The organism is Enterococcus sp. AZ080 (assembly GCF_051714945.1).
Classification (GTDB): Bacteria; Bacillota; Bacilli; order Lactobacillales; family Enterococcaceae; genus Enterococcus_B; species Enterococcus_B pernyi.
In genome coordinates, this window is the sequence record NZ_JBIOSV010000001.1 from 2,263,819 (window position 1) to 2,286,848 (window position 23,030).

General features: G+C 40.2%; 23 protein-coding genes, 1 pseudogene and 2 riboswitches. Of the genes and pseudogenes, 2 read left to right on the plus strand and 22 right to left on the minus strand.

All coding sequences use genetic code 11. The features are described from left to right. Nucleotides 1-2 precede the first annotated feature (2 nt). From IGK01_RS10695 to IGK01_RS10765, 15 genes and pseudogenes are all read right to left on the minus strand, one after another. Nucleotides 3-578 carry a hypothetical protein gene (locus IGK01_RS10695; protein WP_438840744.1) on the minus strand — a complete coding sequence of 192 codons (576 nt, stop codon included), beginning with the start codon at nt 576-578 and terminating at the stop codon, nt 3-5. A 247-nt stretch (nt 579-825) separates the two neighbouring features. Beyond that, complete coding sequence (locus IGK01_RS10700) at nt 826-1,110, minus strand: BMC domain-containing protein (protein WP_010734677.1); 285 nt, start codon at nt 1,108-1,110, stop codon at nt 826-828. 48 nt (nt 1,111-1,158) lie between these two features. Next, nucleotides 1,159-2,634, minus strand: a complete 1,476-nt coding sequence (locus tag IGK01_RS10705) for an acetaldehyde dehydrogenase (acetylating) (RefSeq protein ID WP_409173939.1) — start codon at nt 2,632-2,634, stop codon at nt 1,159-1,161. Further along, complete coding sequence (locus IGK01_RS10710) at nt 2,624-3,163, minus strand: BMC domain-containing protein (protein ID WP_010734673.1); 540 nt, start codon at nt 3,161-3,163, stop codon at nt 2,624-2,626. Before IGK01_RS10710 ends, IGK01_RS10705 begins: the two co-directional genes overlap by 11 nt. A 13-nt stretch (nt 3,164-3,176) precedes the next feature. Continuing rightward, nucleotides 3,177-3,830 (minus strand): ethanolamine utilization microcompartment protein EutL, encoded by a 654-nt coding sequence (gene eutL / locus IGK01_RS10715; RefSeq protein WP_010734672.1) that lies wholly within the window; start codon nt 3,828-3,830, stop codon nt 3,177-3,179. A gap of 14 nt (nt 3,831-3,844) precedes the next feature. Further along, complete coding sequence (gene eutC / locus IGK01_RS10720; RefSeq protein ID WP_010734671.1) at nt 3,845-4,750, minus strand: ethanolamine ammonia-lyase subunit EutC; 906 nt, start codon at nt 4,748-4,750, stop codon at nt 3,845-3,847. An 18-nt stretch (nt 4,751-4,768) separates the two neighbouring features. Next, nucleotides 4,769-6,133 carry an ethanolamine ammonia-lyase subunit EutB gene (locus IGK01_RS10725; RefSeq protein WP_096081677.1) on the minus strand — a complete coding sequence of 455 codons (1,365 nt, stop codon included), beginning with the start codon at nt 6,131-6,133 and terminating at the stop codon, nt 4,769-4,771. A 16-nt stretch (nt 6,134-6,149) separates the two neighbouring features. Further along, nucleotides 6,150-7,574, minus strand: a complete 1,425-nt coding sequence (eutA, locus tag IGK01_RS10730) for an ethanolamine ammonia-lyase reactivating factor EutA (RefSeq protein ID WP_438840745.1) — start codon at nt 7,572-7,574, stop codon at nt 6,150-6,152. Nucleotides 7,575-7,656: 82 nt separating this feature from the next. After that, the gene (locus IGK01_RS10735) at nt 7,657-9,084 is read right to left on the minus strand and encodes a sensor histidine kinase (RefSeq protein ID WP_438840746.1); all 1,428 of its coding nucleotides are present in this window, start codon (nt 9,082-9,084) and stop codon (nt 7,657-7,659) included. After that, nucleotides 9,084-9,656: an ANTAR domain-containing response regulator gene (locus IGK01_RS10740; RefSeq protein WP_034691823.1), complete on the minus strand. Its 573-nt coding sequence runs from the start codon at nt 9,654-9,656 to the stop codon at nt 9,084-9,086. Before IGK01_RS10740 ends, IGK01_RS10735 begins: the two co-directional genes overlap by 1 nt. 26 nt (nt 9,657-9,682) lie before the next feature. Then, nucleotides 9,683-10,030 carry an ethanolamine utilization microcompartment protein EutS gene (gene eutS, locus IGK01_RS10745; protein ID WP_023520162.1) on the minus strand — a complete coding sequence of 116 codons (348 nt, stop codon included), beginning with the start codon at nt 10,028-10,030 and terminating at the stop codon, nt 9,683-9,685. A 159-nt stretch (nt 10,031-10,189) separates the two neighbouring features. Continuing rightward, on the minus strand, nt 10,190-11,314 hold the full coding sequence (locus IGK01_RS10750; protein ID WP_438840747.1) for a 1-propanol dehydrogenase PduQ: 1,125 nt from the start codon (nt 11,312-11,314) through the stop codon (nt 10,190-10,192). 287 nt (nt 11,315-11,601) lie between these two features. Then, nucleotides 11,602-11,751, minus strand: a riboswitch (adenosylcobalamin (AdoCbl) riboswitch). 47 nt (nt 11,752-11,798) lie between these two features. Continuing rightward, the gene (locus IGK01_RS10755; protein WP_023520164.1) at nt 11,799-12,380 is read right to left on the minus strand and encodes a cob(I)yrinic acid a,c-diamide adenosyltransferase; all 582 of its coding nucleotides are present in this window, start codon (nt 12,378-12,380) and stop codon (nt 11,799-11,801) included. Further along, complete coding sequence (locus IGK01_RS10760; protein WP_409173565.1) at nt 12,377-12,814, minus strand: EutP/PduV family microcompartment system protein; 438 nt, start codon at nt 12,812-12,814, stop codon at nt 12,377-12,379. Before IGK01_RS10760 ends, IGK01_RS10755 begins: the two co-directional genes overlap by 4 nt. 387 nt (nt 12,815-13,201) lie before the next feature. Next, a pseudogene (locus IGK01_RS10765) lies at nt 13,202-13,405 on the minus strand (DUF7916 family protein); the annotation flags it as partial. On the opposite strand from IGK01_RS10765, the gene IGK01_RS10770 reads away from it, so the two are divergent. Further along, a complete protein-coding gene (locus IGK01_RS10770) occupies nt 13,384-13,626 on the plus strand; it encodes a UTRA domain-containing protein (RefSeq protein ID WP_023520167.1) in 243 nt (80 codons plus the stop codon). The pseudogene IGK01_RS10765 and the gene IGK01_RS10770 overlap by 22 nt on opposite strands. 66 nt (nt 13,627-13,692) lie before the next feature. On the opposite strand, the gene IGK01_RS10775 is transcribed toward IGK01_RS10770, so the two are convergent. From IGK01_RS10775 to IGK01_RS10800, 6 genes are all read right to left on the minus strand, one after another. Continuing rightward, nucleotides 13,693-15,156 carry a peptidoglycan DD-metalloendopeptidase family protein gene (locus IGK01_RS10775; RefSeq protein ID WP_438840748.1) on the minus strand — a complete coding sequence of 488 codons (1,464 nt, stop codon included), beginning with the start codon at nt 15,154-15,156 and terminating at the stop codon, nt 13,693-13,695. A gap of 852 nt (nt 15,157-16,008) precedes the next feature. Beyond that, nucleotides 16,009-16,548, minus strand: coding sequence for a hypothetical protein (locus IGK01_RS10780; RefSeq protein WP_224434193.1), 540 nt, complete (start codon nt 16,546-16,548; stop codon nt 16,009-16,011). A gap of 55 nt (nt 16,549-16,603) precedes the next feature. After that, complete coding sequence (locus IGK01_RS10785; RefSeq protein ID WP_153830160.1) at nt 16,604-17,386, minus strand: ABC transporter ATP-binding protein; 783 nt, start codon at nt 17,384-17,386, stop codon at nt 16,604-16,606. A gap of 13 nt (nt 17,387-17,399) precedes the next feature. Next, nucleotides 17,400-17,924, minus strand: coding sequence for an ATP:cob(I)alamin adenosyltransferase (locus tag IGK01_RS10790; protein ID WP_062804795.1), 525 nt, complete (start codon nt 17,922-17,924; stop codon nt 17,400-17,402). Between the two features lie 13 nt (nt 17,925-17,937). Continuing rightward, nucleotides 17,938-18,936 carry a FecCD family ABC transporter permease gene (locus IGK01_RS10795; RefSeq protein ID WP_224434904.1) on the minus strand — a complete coding sequence of 333 codons (999 nt, stop codon included), beginning with the start codon at nt 18,934-18,936 and terminating at the stop codon, nt 17,938-17,940. Beyond that, nucleotides 18,929-19,897, minus strand: coding sequence for an ABC transporter substrate-binding protein (locus IGK01_RS10800; RefSeq protein ID WP_306795956.1), 969 nt, complete (start codon nt 19,895-19,897; stop codon nt 18,929-18,931). Before IGK01_RS10800 ends, IGK01_RS10795 begins: the two co-directional genes overlap by 8 nt. 188 nt (nt 19,898-20,085) lie before the next feature. Next, nucleotides 20,086-20,257: riboswitch (cobalamin riboswitch) on the minus strand. A 618-nt stretch (nt 20,258-20,875) separates the two neighbouring features. Here IGK01_RS10800 and IGK01_RS10805 point away from each other — a divergent pair. After that, a complete protein-coding gene (locus IGK01_RS10805; RefSeq protein WP_153830158.1) occupies nt 20,876-21,511 on the plus strand; it encodes a VanZ family protein in 636 nt (211 codons plus the stop codon). A 94-nt stretch (nt 21,512-21,605) separates the two neighbouring features. On the opposite strand, the gene IGK01_RS10810 is transcribed toward IGK01_RS10805, so the two are convergent. Continuing rightward, nucleotides 21,606-23,018: a family 1 glycosylhydrolase gene (locus tag IGK01_RS10810; RefSeq protein WP_438840749.1), complete on the minus strand. Its 1,413-nt coding sequence runs from the start codon at nt 23,016-23,018 to the stop codon at nt 21,606-21,608. Nucleotides 23,019-23,030 lie beyond the last annotated feature (12 nt).

Genomic DNA, 23,030 nt, shown 5'->3' on the forward strand with positions numbered 1-23,030 from the left:
TCCTACTCATTTTTCGGCAGTTGAATCATACGTTGCAATTCTTCTGCCCATAACATAAAAATAGCTAAATCTGTCGGAAATTCTTCTAACAATTGACTGCTTTTCTCTATTTGATACTCGATCTCATTGATTGAATAGCGCAAGGTTCTTTTTTGCAAGGAGGAACGATACATCATTCCTGAAAGTCGTTTTGGATGAGTTGAGAGCTTTTCCCCATCCAATCGACTAAAGCTTACTAACCAATCTTGCTGATACTCTAAATACAACCAACCTTCGGCATAAATATCGTTTTCTTCCAATAAATGAAAGAAGAGTAGATTTTTCAGTTTTTTTATTTCTAAACAGATTTTTCGTCGCACACTGGGCATCAACGATTCTTGTTCAAACATAGGTTGCTTAGGTTTCTCCATTGGAGAAGAAACGAGGTTTTCTCGCATAAGCGGAATATGATGCTCACGTAAATAGCTAGAAGCTGCGGGAGTCAAAAGACAATCCTTTGGCACAACGAAAGTGATTCCTGTTTGTATTTCTTTTTTCCGAAACATGTGCCGTAACTGGTCTTCTGTAATCACACTCATAGGACGCTCTCCTTTCTCCAATGGATTATTTCCAAGCATTGATCTCGTCTTGGAAACAAGCCTATAACAATAATATCCACTTTACTTCCACAACATAGATAAACGGCATTCCAGAAGCAACTCCTTCAAAAATAAGGGCGAAAAGCCAAAAATATGAGAAAATATTTTCGGCTTTTCGCCCTTATTTCTCGGAGCTGAACCCTTCTGTCACAACCTCTTGTTTCATTTTAGATGTCTATAACGATGATTATTCAGCCACTTTTGGTAAAATCGCATCTACTTCAGTGTGAGGACGTGGGATCACGTGTACAGATAATAATTCGCCAACACGTTCAGCTGCTGCTGCACCTGCATCTGTTGCTGCTTTTACAGCCCCAACATCACCACGAACCATGATTGTTACTAAGCCGCCACCTACTTGTTCTTTGCCGATCAATGTTACGTTTGCTGCTTTCACCATTGCATCTGCTGCTTCAACAGCACCTACTAATCCACGAGTTTCGATCATTCCTAAAGCGTTTGTACTTGACATTATAATTTCCTCCTATTGTGTGTGTTTTCAATTAATATATATTACATATTATTGTAATCGAGCTAATACTTGGGCAACGAGTGTATCGATCAACTCATCTTTGTTGCCCCCTTGGTTGTTTGTTTCTTGGACTGGCATTTGAGCGCCAGCGCCAAATTCTTGACGGATGTCCGCTAGATCAGTGACACCGTAAGCGACATGACGAACATTGAATAGGTTTTCTACTCCGATATTGTCAGATGTAGAACTTCCACCAACGGCGCCACACCCTAGTGTCAACGCTGGAACTAAGCCAGTTGAAGCCCCGATTCCGCCTAATGAACCTGCGGTGTTGATCAACAGACGAGAAACTGGTTTTCTTAAGCCAAATTCACGAACGACTTCTTTGTTTTCAGTATGGATACACATTGTGTGTCCTGCACCTTCACCTTTTAAGATTTCTACCGATAGATCACAAGCTTCTTGCCAGTTTTCTACCGTGTAAAAAGCAATGATCGGTGCTAATTTTTCTCTTGAGAATGGATACTTGATGCCAACGTTGCTTTCTTCTGCCACGATCAGACGACGATCAAATGGAATATTCAACCCAACTAATGAAGCGATATGACGAACCGAACGTCCAACGATTTGTGGGTTCATCGTGCCGTTAGGTCGTAAGATAAAGCGAGACAATTTATCTGCTTCGTCTGGACTCAAGAAGTAAGCACCTTGTTTGATCAATTCAGCTTTGACTGCTTCACGATTGACTTTTTCCACGATGATCGACTGTTCTGATGCACAGATCGTTCCATTATCAAATGTTTTAGAATCCATGATCCGTTTCACCGCCATTGGGATCAATGCGCTACGTTCAATATATGCTGGACCATTGCCTGGGCCTACGCCGATCGCCGGTGTTCCTGAAGAATACGCAGCTTTGACCATCGCATTGCCACCAGTGGCTAAGATCAAGTTTGTATCTTTGTGGGTCATCAATTCTTTTGTTGCTTGCATCGTTGGTGTCGTGATCACTGAAACACTCTCTTTTGGTCCACCCGCAGATTCGATCGCTGAACGAATGATCTCCACTGTCGCTTGGATCGATTGTAATGCGTTGGGATGTGGGGAGAAGACGATACTATTCGCAGCTTTCAATGCGATCAATGCTTTGTAGATCACTGTTGAAGTTGGGTTTGTCGATGGGATCAACCCAGCAACTACGCCAACAGGTACGGCAATCTCCGTTACCTTTTTCTGTGGGTCTTCATTGATGACACCCACTGTTTTCGTATGTTTGAATTCTTCATAAACGATTTTTGAAGCAAAAGCATTTTTGATGATTTTGTCTTCATAGATGCCGAAGCCAGTTTCTTCATTCGCCATTTTCGCTAGACGTTCACGTTGTGCAAATGTAGCGTCTGAAACGGCTTTGACGATTTGATCAATCTGCGTTTGCGAAAATGTTTCTAATACTTTTTGCGCCTTTTTTGCAGCTTCGATCAAATCACGGGTTTCTTGGATCGAGCGTAAATCTTTATCCACGATGGGTCACTCCTTTAATTTCTGCCATGATCGCCTCTACTAATGATTGTTTGCTTGCAGATTTGATTTCTGATGGTTTTAAATGTTTCACATTCAATTTGTAAGCTTCTTTTCGTAGCTCTGCGACACGTTTTGCTTGTAACTCCGCACGACGATCGTTTGTTTCACTGATCTGGGTGGCTTCAACCTTCGTTTCGACTTTCGTCGGCTCGGCTGGTTCTTCTAAACGATCAGGTGTTACTTCAGTGACACGTTCTTCTGTTTTCGGTTGTTGAAAAAGGATGTGCGTCTGTTCATCCACCCGTGAAATCACATGATGTGAGATCAGACAGTTCAACGCCTTCGCTACGACGACCCCTGCATCGACTGCTGCATTCACAGCAGCAACATCACCACTTAGTTGGACAGTGGTTAGTCCACCTTTGATGATCTCCGCATTCAACAAGGTCACATCTGCGGATTTCAACGCAGCATCGCTGACACTGACAGCGCCTAAAAATCCGCGAACTTCGATCATTCCAATCGCATTCATTCGTGACACTCCCTTAGTAGCTCAACGGATTTTCTGCAATCCGTTGAACGACCTGTTCAAAAGCTGTACAAGCTGCTTTACATGCTGATTGACTACCCGTTAAAAGCGCCCCACCAAAGTTTGTTTCAGATGGTGGTCCAAAGAAACTGCAGATTTCAACATCCGCCGCTTTCAATGCTGCATCTAGTGCAACCATCGCTTCTAAAGGTGGCGCAATCAAGTAAGCAATTGCTTCGCCTTCACGAATGTTCGCTTCTTTTGATAAGTATCTTCCAGAACGAGAAACCACATGGGCAAAGTACACGATGCTGTCATCGTCATTTGCACTGATAAAGCTTGCTTCTTGTTCAATGACTTGTGTCACGACAGATAGTCCACTGGTGATCTCAGCCGGACTTGGTCCAGCAATGATCCCAATCACTTCACCCGCAAGTTTCGTAGAGGCATTCGCCGCTCCTGCATACATACTTTTTGCATAAACAACTTCTACTTCCGCTGCCTTTGTTGCTTCATCTAAAGCCACATAAGTCACATCATCACAATCTGATGTCACGATACCTAATGAGCGCATCCCTGGTGTCAACCCAAATTGCTCCGCTAATGCAGCATCTACATTAGGAATGACTTGAACACTTAAGACGTTTGCGCCTAAACGATCATTTTTCATTGATGTTTCTCCTCCTATTCGGCTTCTTTCAACTCAATACCAGATTTTTTCTTATCTAACATTTTCTTGATCAATTCCGCAATATATGCACCGGCCTCGACCGCTGGTGTCCCACCTTTATGGATGTTTGAGATCACTGTACGACGAGCTTCTGGCATTCCGACAGTTGGACGGTAAGCAACATACGCACTCATCGATTCTGCTGTTACAAGCCCAGGACGTTCACCAACTAATAAACAAACGACCTCTGCATCGGTGATTTCGCCGATTTGATCCATTGATGGTACACGACAATATTTTACGAATACGACTTGATCAAAATCTAAGCCATACATTTTCAAGCCTTGTTTGATTGCTGGTAGTACTTCTTTGATATTTGCTCCGATAGCCGCAGAACTTAATCCGTCCCCAACAACGATCTGTACTTTGGCTTTTGCGGTCGTTTGTTGTTTGATTTTTGTGCTATTTTCTTCGTCAAATTGACGACCAAAATCTGGACGAGTCAAGTATTCGTCTTTTGTTTTACAAATCGTTTGTGTTGAAATGAAGCCCATTTCCTCAACCAATTGCGGATCAACATCAGAGAATACGGCATCTTGTGCTGCTGCATGGTCCGCACGGAAACGTAAGGTAGAATCAGTCATATAGCGAGTGCCTGTACGTCCCACTCCGATACGAGCAGGTGTAAATGCCTTCATACGCAAGTATCCTGTTTCGTCTTTTGCATCTTTGACCAAAAGCTGTTTCCGCAGATCTAACTCTGTGATGTCATCGATCATCCCTTCTTCTACTACTGGCATGGTTGTTGTCATCGTATTTGTTGTTGCGGCTGGTGCTTTCGGTTGTTCTATTGTTTTTTCACCGGCTACCATTTCACTTAGCATGGAAGTGATCATTTCTTTCAATTGTTGTTCGTTCATTTTTTTCTTGCACCCCACTTATTTGATAAATACTGAAGCATCGCCGGCTAGGCTTGTTAATTTCCCATTTTCCATCAAGCCCATTTTCTCCATCCAACCTTCAAATTCTTTAATTGGACGTAAACCGAACAATTCACGGACTGTTGCTGTTTCATGGAAACCTGTCGTTTGGTAGTTCAACATCACATCATCCCCATGAGGAATCCCCATAATATACGTACACCCGGCTGATGTTAGTAACACAGCTAAGTTTTCCATATCATTTTGATCTGCTTTCATGTGGTTTGTATAACATACGTCACAACCCATTGATAAACCTGTTAGTTTACCCATGAAGTGATCTTCTAAGCCTGCACGAATGACTTGTTTTGAATCATACAAGTATTCTGGTCCAATAAAGCCGACAACAGTATTCACAAGGAATGGATCAAATTTCTTCGCTAATCCATAGCAACGTGCTTCCATCGTTACTTGGTCTGCACCAAAATGAGCTTCAGATGATAACTCAGAACCTTGACCAGTTTCAAAATACATCACGTTCGGTCCAGCTGCTTGGCCATTGCTCAATGCTAATGCTTGCGCTTCAGCTAACATATCCGCATTCAAACCAAACGCAGTGTTTCCTTTTTCTGATCCAGCAATGGATTGGAAAACTAAACCAGTCGGTGCGCCTTGACGCATGGCTTCCATCTGGGTCGTCACGTGAGCCAAGACACAGGTTTGTGTTGGAATCTCCCATTCGCTACGAAATTCTTCAAATTTATCTAAACAACGTTTCACGCTTTCTGTCGAATCATCCACTGGATTCAATCCGATCAGTGCATCGCCGGCCCCGTACGATAATCCTTCCATTACAGAAGCCATGATTCCGTCTACGTCATCTGTTGGATGATTTGGTTGTAGACGATTGGAGAAAGTACCTGCGCGACCGATTGTTGTGTTGGCTGTTTTTTCAATGTGGATTTTTTTTGCGCCTACGATCAAGTCCATATTTGACATCAATTTGCAGACTGCCGCAATCATTTCCGCAGTCAATCCACGAGAGAGATATTTGATTTCAAAATCTCCTGTTTTGTCTGAAAGGATATATTCTCTTAATTCGGCAACTGTCCAATGTTTGATCATGCCGAAAATACGCATGTTGACTTGGTCGATGATGATACGTGTGACTTCATCTTCCTCATAATCAACCACTGGATTGTTGAATAAATCGTTTAAAGTCAGATGAGATAGCACGACTTTGGCTGCCACTCGTTCTTCCGCAGAAGTTGCTGCCACACCCGCTAATTTATCTCCTGATTTTTCTTCATTTGCTTTAGCCAATACTTCTTTGACTGAAGAAAATTGATAGGTTTTGCCAAATAATTTTGTTTTTAAAATCATTTTTCTTGTCGCTCCCTTAATTAAATACTAATGTTTTGACAACTACCGGTAACACTGCACCTTCGGCAACAGGTTGACCAATATCGATATAATCCCCATTTTCTACTTTGACGGAATCAATGCAGATGAACGGATAATTCCCCGGTAAATACGCATATAATGCATGACCTAATGCTTTTGCCATGTCCTCGCCCACCATGATGACTAGTGGGATATTTTCATTGATCAAGGCAGATAACCCCCGAACGATGCCTTCCCCATATCGTTGGACGTCTGCGAATGTCGGATTCACGAGCCCCTTCATCGCTAAAGCGATTTGCGGTGTTTCTTCCAAACGATGCCAAGCCAGCTTTTCATTGATTCGCTCACCCATTGCTTCCGCAGGCAAGGACTCATCTTCTTGGGAAACTTTCAAGATCGGAATATTTTTGATTGGCAGGATCTGCTCATGATAAGCGATCGTACTGCCACTAATATCAGCGGTATGGGAACCTGCACCGACCACCGTTGCCCGAATCGTTTCATTACTTTGTAAGACTTCTTTTTCAACAAAAATTTGCGATTTTCGTAAAGCCGTACCTAATAACAGACCGATATCCCCATACTTGAATATATCTGTCACTTCTTCGATCAAGCAATCCGCTACGCCACCAGAAAAAGTGACGATTGGTAGTTCGCCATCTAGCCGTAATCCTCGGTTCGTAATGAATAACTCATAAAAGGGACTTCGTTCTCCGATACCCACACTATTCGCCAAAACTTTTACTAACTCATCGATCACTGGTTGGATGGCAGTAACAGAAGCTTTTGTTCCAACTTTCAAGGGTAATCTCAACTGCTCGACCATTTCTGTGATCTTTGGTGAAATATACGAAATATTCCCTGCTTGGTCGACCTTGATCAACCGACCACCGATATCAAAACAGGCGGTATCATCGATTTCCCCATCGGTGAAGACGACTAAATTACTCGTGCCGCCGCCGATATCGATGTTGACGACCGAAGCATGACGCTTTGTCGAATACTCTTGCGCGCCTGCCCCTTTTCCGGCAATGATACTTTCAAGATCTGGGCCAGCTGTCGCGACCACGAAATCTCCAGCAAAGCCACTCAGTGCTTGTAATACTTTGCTCGCATTGGCTTTACGAGCTGTTTCACCGGTGATGATCACCGCACCCATTTGGATTTGCTGCTTTTCTATCCCTGCTTGGTGATATTGTCGGGAAACAAACGCTTTGATTGCTTCATCATCAATCATTGTCTGATTGATCAAAGGAGTGAAGATGATTTCACTACGGTAGATCACTTCCTTATCTGAGATCGTGATCCGAGGAACAGAAAACGCAGAGGCGAAATTTTCGATCGTCAACTCAGATAAAACAAGCTGAGTCGTCGAGGTACCTAAATCGATCCCTACAGTAAGAATTTTTTCTTTTGCCATCTTTTTTCTCCTTTCTGCAAACAAAAAATGCTTAAAGACAGCCTAGAATCTCTTCTACGCATCTTTAAGCATCGTTGCTTTTTCACCGAACAACATCTTTGGTGTTCTGTTCAAAATAGAAACAAGTTTTTGTTCCTTTATTGGATGATTCAATTTTTACTTTTCCTTTTAGCTTATCTTTGATATAGCTATTCACGATCATCAAACCTAAACTGGTCTCTTTGTTTCGGTTGATATCGTAGCCATTGCCATTATCTGTGACAGTGATCGTAATGACTCTATTTTCGATTTCCCCGCTGACTTCAACTACGCCATTTTGATCTGCCTCAAAGGCATGATCAAAGATATTTTGGAGTAATTCGTTAACGACTAAGGAAATGGAAACCATTTGATCGCTAGAAACAGTGATCGTCGGATCAACGGTTAGATTCAATCGCACTTTCTCCGGATTGAAAATATGCCGGAAATTGTACATCACTGCCTCAAGCATTTGTCGCAAGGAAACATTATCTTCCACTTGCTTCGACAATAATTCATGTGTCATCGCGATCGCCATGATCCGGTTCACACTTTCTTTTAGTACTTTACTAGCCTCTTTGCTAGTGGTACGGCGTGCTTGGATCCTCAATAACGAAACGACGGACTGTAAATTATTTTTGACACGGTGATGGATCTCGCGGATCGCCACCGATTTTGAGACGATTTCATCTTCTTTCTTTTTCACTTCTGTATTATCTTGAATAATCATTGCTACTCTCGATCCTGCATCAATCCAAACTTTTCGAATATTAAAGTAATAATTTAAATACGCTGTCTCTAATTCGATCAACCGATTTTCGGTCTGATCGTTCATCTGATAAAGAACATATTCGAACGTTGTATAATCAAGGTAGAGATTGTCATAGTGTAAATCGTTGATCATTTCGCGATAGCCTAGTTTTCGGTATAATTCTTTGGCCCGATGATTTGCTAAGACCAAATTTCCTGTGGTCGTATCAAAAATCAAGACCGCTTCGGCTAACTGGTCCATGATTAGAGGATCAACTGTCGATTCGATTGCTATTGTCCCTTGCTCGTTTGACTGTAATTCTTGTCGTTCAACTGCCCCAATCGGTTGCTCGACTCCCTCTTCTACGATGATCACACCAATTGTTCGTTGTTCATTACGAATCGGAAAAATGTTTTGTTTGATCAAGCGATTCTCTTGCGTGACTGCTAACAAACCAATGCTATTCAAGCTTGTTTCCATGGTCCGTAAAACGCCAGGTTCATTTTTTAATAACGCTTCTTTTCCGACAACTTCATGTTTATATAATGAGGGAATATATTTTGGCTTTTTGTGATAGACAACTAATGCTTCTTTCGTCATTTCATTAAAGACATCGATGAACACATCTGCCATCTCATAATGCTTAGACTCTGCTAAATAAACACTCGTCCGACAAAGCTCTTGGATATCTGACTGGGTTAAGTTGGTATAACGCTGACATAATGTATTGATCCGTTCCATTATTCATCATCCATAATAATCAATTCTGCGATGTCACTCATCCGTGCGCGTTTGTTCATACTTAATGCGCGCAACATCTGATAAGCTTCTTCTTCAGAAATATTATTTTCTTTTGCTAAGATCCCTTTTGCCTTCTCTATAACTTTTCGTTCTTCCAATTTCAACTGTAGTTTATCGATCTGCTGCAGCAAGTTTTGGGTTTCTTTTCCTCTAGCGATCCCCATTTCAATGGTCGGGATCAATGATTTTGCATCTAATGGTTTTACCAGATAACCGATTGCTCCTAATTTCTTCGCTTTCTCCGTATTCTCATGATCACTGTAAGCAGAAAGAAACACGATACTCCCTGCTAACTGATCTTGGATGATTTTTTTACCGGATTTTAGACCATCTAAAATCGGCATTTGGATATCCATCAATACGAGATCCGGCTTGTTCTCTTTACAAACTTCGATTGCTTCAAATCCATCTGCGGCTTCCCCAACAACTTCATAACCAGCTTCCAGTAGAATATCTCGAGTGTCCAATCGTGTGATTGGTTCATCGTCTACTATCACAATTCTGCCCTTCATATTCAATACGCTTTGTCTCCCCCGAACTAAGTTCTTGTAATTTCACACGTCACAGAGAATTGCAAAATCTGTTTGAGTCCATCCAATACAGCATGTAATGCTGCTTCAACAGAACTCACGTCGCCAGAAATAACTACTGAACCAGAGAAACGATCGATAAAACCAATGGTAATGTCGCCACTTTTCGTTGCAATATCCACAGCGATGATTGCGGCTTCACTTGGCGTGATCGTCAAAATCCCTAACGCATTGCTTGTGCCTGCCGGTAATCCTAATTTTGTATAGACTTCCTTGTCGGGACTCGCAATGATGTGGGCTAAAGTGACTTGTTTTCCTGGGACGTATTCTTGGATCATTCGTTGTTTTTCTTCCAAACAAGACTCGCTCCTTCATTTTAAGCAATAAAAAATCCTCAATAATAAGCCATAAAGTGTTCACTTTACGCTTGTTATTAAGGGCCCCATTGCTCTTAAATTTTGAAGCACTCCGTTGTGCTCATTCATTATATGTTAACCTTTTCACGATGTCAATCTTTATAAAATGGCTTTTAATATTGTTCTAACGCCTTTTTCATCTGCCTTACGAGGATTCGTTCTCGTGCAACCATCTGCTAAGGCAGAGGTGGTAATTGCTTCTTCTTGTACTAATACTTCTTTTGAAGACAAGCCGTATTCACTCAACGTCGCTGGCATCTCTAATTTTTCTCGCAGCTGTTTGATCATACGAATCAAATTCTGCACACCTAAACGAGGATTTTTCGTTTGCGTATTGCTTATGCAGTTTGCTAATGCCGCATATCGTTCAGCCACTTTGATTTCAGTCACTTGACCATTTTCTAAACCACTATTGTAAGCAATCACTTCTGGCAGTAAGATCCCATTGATCCGTCCATGTGGCACATGTAAACGAGCGCCAGCTGCATGAGCGATTCCATGATTCAACCCTAATGAAGTTGAATTGAACGCCATCCCTGCCATACAAGAGGCTAAGTGCATTTGCTCTCTTGCTTCTTTGTCTTGCCCATTTTTGTAGGCTCGCTCTAAATATTCGAAAACTAAAACAACCACTTTCTCACATAAGGCACCTGCTACCCCATTTGCTTCTGTAGAAACGTAGGATTCAATCACATGGGTCAGCACATCCATTCCCGTATCGGCAGTGATTTTTGGTGGGACACTCATGACCAGTCCAGTGTCTAATATCGCTATATCCGGTTGGATCTCTTCTGTTACTAAAGGGATCTTCAACCCCAATTCACTGATCGTGATCACTGAGAAGTTTGTCACCTCAGACCCTGTCCCACTGGTGGTTGGGATTGCAATAAATTGGGCAGTCAAGAGATCCATTGTCTTTTGCCCAAAATATTTCATTGCTTTCGCTGCATCGATGGCTGAACCGCCACCGATTGCTACGATGACTTCACTTTGAAATCTTTCCATTTCTTTGATTCCTGAAACGATTTTATCAAGTGGTGGATCAGGAACAATATCACTAAATACGTGATACTGATTTAAATAAGTCATGACTTTTTCTACCAGACCATTTTCTACCATAAAGGGATCAGTAACGATGAAAACACGCTTATCTTTGACACTCTCAAGACTTCGTAACGCATCTTCTCCCACAATGATCTGTGTCGAGAATTGTATACTTTCCACGAACATTCCTCCTTGAAACCAAAATAAAAGAGGCTTCAAACCAATGGAAATCACAAGATCCATTTGTCTGAAGCCCCTTTGCTTCTTTTACAATCCATACAACAGTGTATGGTGTCTATTCTGTAATTATTAATCAACACATGCGCTGGGAATCAGCAGTACGCCATTGTACTTGAAATCTCTTTCCCCATTGAAAGACCAGCCCAATATTCCCATACACATCATCGTGCTATGTGTGGGATTGAATCAAATATTCTTGGGCTGACTTTCAAAAAACGTCATTTTTTTAGCAACACCCTGTTTTGCCTCGAAACAGTTTGCCCAATAATGAAAAATAAGAAAAGACCTGACTTAAAAGCTCGAACGCTTTATCACAGTGGCGGGACCGTGCCAGCATCTCACTGGCTTCCATTCGTATCTCTCATAAACATTTGATTAATCTAACAGCACTTTACCACACTGTTTGTGAAAAATCAAACACTTTTTATAAACCTTCTTCTTTTATCTTATGGAAGACCTTCTCTCCTCTTGTATAAAAAACATCCTCTTGCCCCATTTGCACATTCATATAACGCGCCAACGCATAAAAATAGTCAGACAAGCGATTCACAAACACGATCACTTCAGGATTGATCGCCGCAGTCGCACTTAAACGGACGATATGTCGTTCCCCGCGACGAGCAATTGTTCGCGCCACATGGACCATGCTCGCTCCTTGACAGCCCCCTGGTAAAATAAATCGTTCGATATCCGGCGATTGCTGTGTATAAAAATCAATCCGTTCTTCCAACCAAGTAACGCTCTCTTGTTGGACTTTCAGCGGTCGTCCATCTTCCAAGACCGTTGATAAATCAGTCCCTACATCGAATAAAAGTTGTTGTAGTTCTTCCAATTCTTTCTTAAAAACCTCTTGTTCTTTTGACAATTGACTGATCGTATAGCCCAACCATGAGTTCAATTCATCGATCGTTCCATAACTTTCCACACGATCTGAATCTTTCGATACACTATGACCGCCAACTAATTTTGTCATTCCCTTGTCGCCTGTTTTTGTGTAGATTTTCATGATTCTCCTCCTAAGTACTCAATCAATTCTGCTAGTCCCGTTTTTTCGACTGATGAGACTTCAAACAGCTTCGTTGCTCCAGCTGCAAGCAATTGTTCATGTACACGCGTCAACTCTTTCTCGTCTTTCACTAGATCAACTTTGGTCATGATCCCGATGACTTCTTTTGGAAAGATGTGGCCAAATCCTGGTGAAAAAATCTGTTCTTGGTCTAAAGCACTTTGCACCAAACCAATGACATCTGCTTCTGCTGCTGTTACAGTCAAAGCAGCGTAGTATTGGCGATGTAGAATAAATTCCCCTGGTGTATCGATCATCTCAGGATGAAATTCTACCGCTTGGGTCTTATCATAAACGATCGCTTCTCCTCGCAAGGCTTGACAAAGAGTTGTCTTTCCACAGCCAATCGCACCCATTAAAATGATTCTCCTCATTTACCTCTCCTCCATAAAAAAAGCCTAAAAAAGCAGAAAAAGCTCTACTTTTTTAGGCGTCATTGCCGTATTCATACGCACACATCGTTGTGTGCTTCTTTTCACTAGTGTAATCGCTTCTTTCAAGTTTGTCAAAATAAATCTTAGCATCTAACTATGTGAATAGTAAAATCCCTCACACTTATATTAAAATTTGAAGTTAACTTCAGATAGTCTATAAAATTGTGATTACTGATAGAAATCACAACACAAAGCAAATTGCCGCTATACCAATTGTATATATTGTTAATTAGTTGCTTGAACAATAGTAATAAAAAAAGGACCTCCACTTTCACTTTTTAGAATATATCTAAAATGAAAGTAGGGTCCATTTAATCACTTAAATTTCTAACGCACGATCGAGCGTGACATCATCGCGATCGTATGACGGTTTCCACGGATCGCACGGCTCATCGCCATGATATTTTCTACCGGAGCGATTCCCGAGTAGCCCGCATCCCCGATATGTTGGATATCCACACCACAAATTTTATTTTGGATCGCAATTTGTTTGATCGTGTCTGAATCGGATGATTCTTGGCTCATACCAATTACATTTGAAATTGAACTGTTCAAAAAAAGAAATTTCTGTTGAGAATATCACCCCTTCGATCGCACAATATTTAGATTTAGGAAAACATAACAAAAACATCTTTGTTGTTAGGAACTGGGCATATTTGACTGATTATACCCACTTTCAATACACAGAAAGTTGGCATCAAGTCGATTCATTCAAATTCGTTTTGTTGGCTGATCGGCCGATGAATCACTAATTGAGTCAAATAAAAATGCCATTGGAAGAGAGAACTCTTCCAATGGCATTTTTTCATTATCACTAATTAAAACAAAACAGTTGCTGGATCAATCAATTGCGCTTGAGCTAAGCTGTTGTCACGACTGATCTCAAAATGCAGATGGCTGCCTGTACTATTACCAGTAGAACCGACAAACCCAATGATTTGTCCTTGTTCAACTTCATCATCAACTTTCACAACGTATTCTTGTTGATGAGCATAAAGCGCTGTTGTGCCATCTTCATGTTCAATGGCAACATAATTTCCCCATGAAGGATGGAATTCTGCTTTGATCACAGTACCCGCTTTACTAGCATAGATTGGCTCCCCTTGAGGTGCCGCAAAATCTAATCCACGGTGGAATTCACCACCACGAGGACCAAATGGGCTAGAAATCGTATAATTTCTTAATGGCACGATATATCCTTCTTTATTCACTTCAGGTCCGGCAACTTCTTTGTCATATTGTTCTAAATCATAAGTTTCGATCAGACCATTTAGTTTTTCGTTATATCTTGTATCTGTTGCGTAACGGCCTGTTAAAAATTCTGTTGCTTCTTTATAAGTTTCTGCATTGGATTTCCAAGCACCTGAATAGAACTCACTATTTCCAGTCAATCCTTCAGTCATTAATTTAGCATAGTCTTCAAGACTTTCTTCATAGTTGGCATATTTTCTGAATGTTGCTTGGATCGTATACAATGTACCATCACCAGCATCTTCTTGTGTGGCAAAAGTCACACCATTGCCCTCGTGTGTACCTTTGATCCCAAAAAGATTGTAGTTAGGGGCTTGCGCCAACTGGCTTTGTCCACTAGCTGATTCTAAAATCGCTTGGGCGATCATCACTGATGCGTATAAATCATGTTCTTGCCCGATTTCTCGAGAAGATTCACCGATTTTGCGAATGAAGCTCTCAACTGATTCATCTTTTTCAAAATGGATCGATCCTTCATCCGTTTCTTGACTTGATGGTACAAGATCTTGAATCGGTGTAGTTGCAGAAGGTTGACGTACCTCTTGAGCAACTGGCGCTGCAGGAGCAGGCGTTGGTGCCACAGGTGCAGCTGGTTGTGTCGGCTGACTCGGCTGTGGTGTAGTTGGTTGTGTTTCTCCAGTAGAACCGCCAGTTGATGGTGGCGTTGGTTTTTGTGGCTGACTCGGCTCTGTCGGCTTCGTCGGTTCTGTTGGTTTTGTCGGCTCCATTGGTTTTGTTTCCTCCGGTGTGCTTGGCTCTGTCGGTTCTGAAGTATCAGGTGTGGTTGGTTCACTTGAATCACCAGTAGACGGTGGCGTTGATTCTTCTGTACCATCTGTTGTTGTATCTGTTGTGTTATCTTCACCTGTGGTATCAGACGAATCCGTCGTTGTTTCTGTTTGGGCTTCCGCTGTTACTGGTTGGTCCGCAGAAAAAACTTGTTCATCTGCTAATACTTGTAAAGGCGTAGTTAGTAACATTTGTGAAAGAAATACAAATGAAACTAATTTATACGTAGACTTTTTTTTCAATTTTCTTACATCCTTTTCTTTAGTTATTTTTAAGATACATGTTAGTTATGAATTTTTTGTTAAAAAAATAATAATTTTTATAAAGTAATAACAATTATTTATCTCATATTAATGCTTCGTTCCACTACTAATAACAAACGTTAAGTGAAAATATCTAGCGAACACTGAGATAATACGACAGACTTTTACTTTATTATAATTCATTTTAACAGGAATAAGAAGAGTTAAGCAGTCCATATTTTTTCATCATTAAGAGCAAAATTTGAACTTGACATTGATTTTTCCCCATTTTTTTTACCGAGTAATATCAAATAATCTATAAAAAAAGCCCTCCAAATATTGCTATTCAACTATTTGGAGGACAGTCTCTGCTAAATTTGCTATCGCTAAAAAAGATAGAGTAGATAACCATCTAAGTTGCGGTGGCTACAAAAAAATTTCAGGTAATTCTGGTAGTGCGGTGATTTCTTCATAATAACTAGCGGAAGCCTTATTGATTGTGAGGGTCTTTCCCTTCAGTGAGACAGTAATCATCATGGTAGAGCACTTTGCACCTTACTCCTTTAGATACGTCAAAAGCTAAAATAAAGGACATGCGACTTCTCCTTTATTATTTGATTGAAAAACCTTCACTGATTAATCCCGATTCAACTTATCTTTACACGGATTACCAACATACTTAAAACAGATTCTAGAATGGTAGTGTAGAAGCTCGTTTTATGATTCGGACTCAAAATCCGTGAGGTCATGTCCGAGCTTTCTTTCACTCTTACTATACTTGATGACAAAAAAATAGTGGGTAAAATATTTCGTCAAATATCTTACCCACCAATCTTAGTATGTTTAGTATATTTATAAGTGATCCAACAATTTCTGAAATTCCTTCTGTAAGCGAAGCAATTTCGCACGTGCAGAAGTTTGAGTTTTATCCTTCACTGAATAATAAATCTTAAACTTTGGTTCTGTACCTGATGGTCGTAGACAGAACCATGAACCATCTGTGAATATATACTTTAAGACATTGGAAGTGGGTAGGTCAATCGTAGATGATTGTTGATTTGGCGTCGTTCTTAGTGACGTAGCATAATCTTCTGTACAGGAAAGGACAAACTCTCCTAAATGCGAAAATGATTGTTCTCTCAGACGATCCAGTCGTTGGTTCATTTGGATGATTCGATCTTTCCCAGAAAAAATCTGTGTTTCCAAATGTTCTTCATAGTAGCCGTATTCTTCATACAGTTCATGTAAGCGATCAATCAAATCCTGCCCTGATAAATGGCGATCTAACGCAGCTTCCGCTAATAATACCGCCGCTTGGATCGCATCTTTGTCTCTAACAAAAGGGGCGATCAGATAGCCATAACTTTCTTCTATAATCGTTATATAAAACAAGAAATCCTGAGATTTATTACAATTAATCTCAGGATTTCTATAATTATTTAGTAATTTACAATAACCCTTCCCCCAACTTCTCCCAAATCTCACTCTGCTCCTGAAAATGCTTCACTAAATCCACATCAAAGATATCTTTGAGTAGTTTCCTTGAAGCTGTTTCCAAAAATGGGCCTTGCTTGATGACTTGGCCTGCTTTCATGAATAGGACTTGATCACTTAATGACAGGGCTAAACGGATGTCGTGGAAGACGCCAATGATTGTTTTGTCTTGGTTCTTGCCCCAGTCTTTTAAATAGCCAATGAGTTCGAGCTGGTGCTTGATATCGAGATGGTTATTGGGTTCGTCTAGTAATAAGATATCTGGGTCTTGGGCTAGTACTTTAGCTAGGAAGACGCGTTGCTTTTGGCCACCGGAAAGTTGATTGACGGGGTGGTCTTTCAATTCCAACAAATTGGTTAGTGTCAGGCACTCCATGACTTTTTCTCGGTCTTCTGCTGTGGTGACTGACCATAGTCCTTGTTTGATGTGCGTATAGCGGCCCATCATGACAGTTTCATAGACGGTGTAGTCAAAGGCAATGGTTGAAAACTGGCTGAGTAAGGCGACTTTGCGTGCAGCTTCTTTGCGTTTCATCGTGCGGACTTCTTTTCCATCGATCGTGATCGATCCTTCGTAGGAAAGGATGCCTGCAATTGATTTCAATACGGTCGTCTTGCCACAGCCGTTAGGTCCTAGGATACATAGGTTCTCACCTTTGTTCAGCTCGAAGGAAACTTCTTTGATGATTTTTACTGAGCCATAGCCAGCTTTGACTTGCGATAGCTTCAATGTCATCACTTTTCCTCCTTTAGCGGTAATTTCTGCTGACAAAAGGAATTTCTGCTACGTCGTCTTCTCGGTTGAATTTCAGCGCAATCATGAAGAAGTAACCCGACAATAAATTGAAAAAGTCTAGCAAGCCTGAATCGACTTTTTTACCTTGATAAAGATGGCGATACAGCAAACGAACGATTACTTTACAATCGACACGTAAAATATGAGCTAATGCACCTCGTTCACTTCCTTGAGGTAAGAAGAATGGTCCACTTTGGTTTGTTCTTTCTGCATTCAATTCATCGACACGACTCTTTAACCAGTCGACTTCTTCTTGCGTGATCGTCATTTTTGTACGCACGCACGCATTTGCATGGTAAACCAATTCACCGATTTTTTCTAACTCCTTGTAAAAAGGAGAATCTTCACACTTTGCGCGTAGTAACCCGATTTCTGAAGATAAGCGATCGGTGTGTAATTCATAATCGCAACGTAAATCATCTGCATCGTCTGCTAAAAATGGATAAGCCTCATAAGGACTTCGATAAATATCTTTCATAATTGTAAAACACTCACTTTCGTTTGAAATAAACATAGGCAAAAAAGGGCGCACCAATCAGTGCTGTAACAGCGCCGATCGGGATTTCTTGGGGAGATAATAGCGTTCGAGAAATCGTATCGCCGACGACCATCATACTGCCACCTAACAGTGCTGCTCCTGGAATGACCCAACGATGACTGGCACCGAAGTAACGTCGGATGACATGGGGGGCAATCAAATCAACAAATCCGATCACGCCGACAAATGAAACCGCACTTCCTGCAAGTAAAGCCGCAAGAACCATCACCCATAGCTTGATCGTTCGAACATCTACACCAGAGATTAACGCCTCTTCTTCACCTAAAGATAACACATCTAAACTTCTAGCAGAGAACCAAAGAGCGATTGTTCCAAATAGTAAGATAGGTAAAAAGATATGGATTTTTGCCCACGTGCTTCCTGAAAAGCTACCCATTTGCCAGAAGACTAATTGCTGCAAATGATCTTTGAACAGTGCCGTGACGATCGTCAACATTGCGCCCACAAATAAGGTCATAACCATTCCCACTAAAATAACTGTTTGGTTCGATAATTGCTGATCCAATCTTTGACTCATCGCCAAAACAATAAACACAGTTGCTAAACCAAAAATAAAGCCTGTCAGAGGTAATGTGAAATTCGGGAACAACGGTAAAGTGATTCCTGAAACAATGATCAACGCAGCGCCAAGTGATGCCCCTGATGACACACCTAGCGTATAAGCAGAAGCCAACGGATTACCTAATAAGGATTGCATGACCGTTCCACTAACAGCCAAAGCAGCTCCTACAAGAAACGCCAAAACCACTCTCGGCAAGCGAACCTGCCAAAGAATGGTGACAACCGTTTCATCTAGCTGTTTGTCTCCTCTTGAAAATAATGCTTGGATCAAGGTATCAAAAGGAATGGATACACTCCCGATTTTGATCCCAAATAATACCACGATGATACTTAAGACCACTGCTATCAGCAACCGACTTTGTTTATTCATTTTCCAACGATTGGTATTCATCAGGGTAGATTGCTAATGCCATTTCTTTTAAGGCTTTTGTCATATGGTGGTTTGGTAAAGAGCTCGCAGCGTTATCGATATAGAATACTGCTTCATTTTTCACCGCAGGAACGTCTTTCCAGTTGCCACGATCTAAGATTTCTTGCACTGCATCATCCAAGTAATTCACGTTCGTCAAAATCACATCTGGCTTGCTAGCAATCGCTGCTTCTTCTGTTACTGGAATCCAGCTTTCTTGATCCGCTAAGACATTTTCTGCACCTACAAGTTCGATCATTTCATTCAAGTAAACGCCTTTACCAAAGCTATAGATTTCAGGTAATGCGCTAATCTCAAACAATACTTTTTTCTTATCCGTAATCGTTTCACCAATTTCTTTGATTTCATCGATCTCTTTGTTCATTGTATCGACTAATTCTTGTCCTTTTTCATGCTCTTGTAAAGTATCCGCGATAAATTGGACATCTAAAGCAATATCTTCAATGGTATTACTTGTTGGAACGTTCACGACAGTAATTCCTGCATCTTTTACTTGTGACCAAACATTTTCAGAGCCATGCAGACTAATATCTGAAACATAGATCACTTGTGGGTTCAATGAAATCAATGTTTCTGCATCCACAGCCATCATATCAATTTGTGGCAACTCATCAATATCTTTTGTCATTGCTGGGCTTTGTGTGTCAACCGCTACTAATTGATCTTTACGTCCTAGATCATCGATCACTTGTGTAACTGAAGGAACTAAAGAAACCATTTTATCCACTTCTTCAGGAATCTCGATTTCTTCACCGCCACGATCTTTCGTCGGCAAAGCAACTTCTGAAGCTGTCGTTGTTTCTGCTGTTTCGCTTGTTTCGTTGTTATTATTTGAGCAAGCACTCAACCCAAAGACTACACTCAATCCCAATACAGCAACTAATTTCGATAATTTTTTCATCATCTTTTCCCACTTTCTTTGACTCATTTTTACTTTTCCCAGTGATTACTTTTTTACGATAACCCTTTCATTTCCATTTTCTTATCAAACAACTTTTTTTAAAAGTAAATAAAAACTGCCTTTCCTTTTACAGGAGAAGACAGTTTGATTGATCACACAAAAAAACGCTTGATCTTTCTCCTACAAAAGAACATGATTGCCGTTAAACCGGTCTCCTGACTTGGCTTCCATTTACTCCCAACCCTTCCAGAATTATCTGTGGTCCTATTGGTTTCATCCACCTTACAGTAGGTAGGTCTGTAGAGGACTTTCACCTCTTTCCCTGACATCTAATCGACTATTTTATTTTAAATTCACTTTTATTCACTCATTTATCTCTTGGAAATTTTAGCTCTATCAACAAAAGTATCTCCGCCAATACTTTAACATATGGATTTCATAAAAGATAGACGAAAATCAAGCGAAAAGAGCTACAAAATACATGAATTTCAACAAAAATATATTATTTTCTGTTTTTTAAAATGGTATTCATTTATACTATAAAAACTGACGACACTGTATCATTCGTTGATTTATCTAACGTTTTTTATTTTAATAAAACAAAGCTATTGATAGTCATTCCTATCATGTAAGTGTAAGATAAAAGGACAAGAATTTGCTAAAAACCATGCAAAAATTTCCTATGTTATTCATTAGAAAAAAGAATAGATTTATCAGATTAAGGCGATTCATTTTAATAATAAAGTCAAAGATTACATTGAGATAGATGCCGAGATCCAAGTTTTGGGCTATCTTTTCTACCTGCCATAATTATTATCCAGTACTAACCAATCGACTTCACTTTGTATCATTTACCATTTTGGCATTATACTCAAATAATTTCTAAAATAAGTCTACAGGCTGATGGATCGATTCTCCTTCTATGAGATTATTAACTTTACTAATTACCCATTAACTTAAGGAAAGAAGGCGGAAAATATGACGCAACAAATCGGGTTCTGGGAGTCCATAGTAGATATCTTGACTTTAAAACCAGTATTCTTGATAGGTCTACTGATTTTGGCAAGTTTTTTATTCTGGCTCACTAGAAAAAATAAAGATTCCTCTAAATTGATAAACATTCTATCAGCACTTTTACTATTTTATTATATGAGTTTCACATTCTTCAATGTGTTCGGTGTTCCTACGCTTCGTGAGTTGAATAGGATCAGTGGATTTGGTGAGAGTATTTTCAATCCGAATATCAATCTTATCCCTTTTATAGATGGAATAAATGCAGGTTATATTCTTAATATTCTTTGCTTTATACCCATCGGGTTCTTGTGTCCGTTAATTAGCAACAAGTATAGAAAATTCAGTTATTCTCTTTTACTTGGATTTGGTACCTCATTGTTGATTGAAATAAGCCAACTATTTACGATAGCTAGAGCAACAGACATTGATGATTTAATTTCAAATGTACTAGGAATGATTCTAGGTTATTTTCTGATTGAGGTCATCTCAAGAATGATCAATCATTCGTCAAACAAAATCCTTGATAAAACGTATGGTTTTTCATGGATGATTCCTGTATTGGTCGTTTTTATTGCTTTCGCTAATACATTTTTTAGTTAATGCTTAAAGCTTAATATCTTAGAAACAATTCCTCTATAAAAAAAATAAGAACCCCAAAAATTGTTCTTCCAATTTTTGGGTTTTTTGCTTTTTATCATCCTATTCCGTTTGTTTCAATCACACTTTTATACCAATCAAACGATTTCTTTTTGTATCTGTTTCCGGTGCCTTTTCCTTCATCATCCAAGTCAACATAAATGAATCCATACCGTTTCGACATTTCACCAGTAGAGGCACTGACTAGGTCAATTGGTCCCCAAGAGAGATAACCGAGACATTCGACATAATCTTCAGTGATTGCCTTTTTCATTTCTGAAATGTGGCGATTTAGATAATCGATACGGTAGTCATCATTGACAACATTTCCTAGTTCTAACACATCTTCAGCGCCTAGTCCATTTTCAGTAATCATTAACGGCAATTGGTATCTTCTGTACAACCAGTTCATCGTATAACGTAAACCAACGGAATCAATGGCCCAGCCCCAGTCTGAAAGTTCTAGATACGGATTTTGGATACCACCAAAGAAAGCTTCATTCTTTTTTTGTTCATTCGGAGTGACACTGGACATATAATAATTCAAGCCAATATAGTCGATCGTTCCTTGTTGAAAATCTTTCACATCCGTTTCTTGTTGTTCGATCACGATACCTTGCGCTGAAAATTCTTTTAATTTGTATTGTGGAAATTTGCCACGACACATTACATCCATTTGATACAATTCTTTTTCATTTTCCAGCAAGTTGTTTAACATCGTTTCTGGTTTACACGTTTCTGGATATTGCGGATTGATACCAAAGACACAACCAATTTTGAATTCGGGATTGATTTGATGGCCCAACTTAACGACTTTTGAACTAGCAAGTGCCGTATTGTACGCAATTTGTGCGATCGCTTGTTTCGGATTTTCGAGTTCTTCAAATTTAAGACCAGAAATATAGTACGTAAAAAATTCTGCCGCTTTCGAGTTCGGGTCTAAATGATTGATTTCATTGAATGTTGCCCAATAAGTTACTTTACCATTCAGACGTTCAAACAATGTTTCAGCATACTTTTCAAATAAATCGACTAGTTTGCGACTCGTCCAACCTTGGTATTTTACAATCAAGTTAGCTGGTAATTCAAAATGAAAGAACGTGATGATCGGCTCAATCCCATGTGCGAGCAATGTATCGACTACCTCTTCATAAAAGTTCAATCCTTGTTCATTTGGTTCTGGATTATCACCGTTTGGAAAAATCCGTGTCCAATCGATCGAGATTCTTAATGCTGTAAAACCCATTTCCGCAAATAGTTTGATATCCTCTTTATAGCGATGATAAAAATCAATCCCCGTATGAGAAGGATAAATGAATCCTTCTTTCAGTTCTTTGTGGATTTCTCGTGGAGTGTACCGGGTTCCTTTCGTGACTAGATCCATATTGGAAATTCCTTTGCTGCCTTGATCCCATCCACCTTCACTTTGATGGGCTGCAATACTACCGCCCCATAAAAAATCTGTTTTCATCCTTCTTACGCC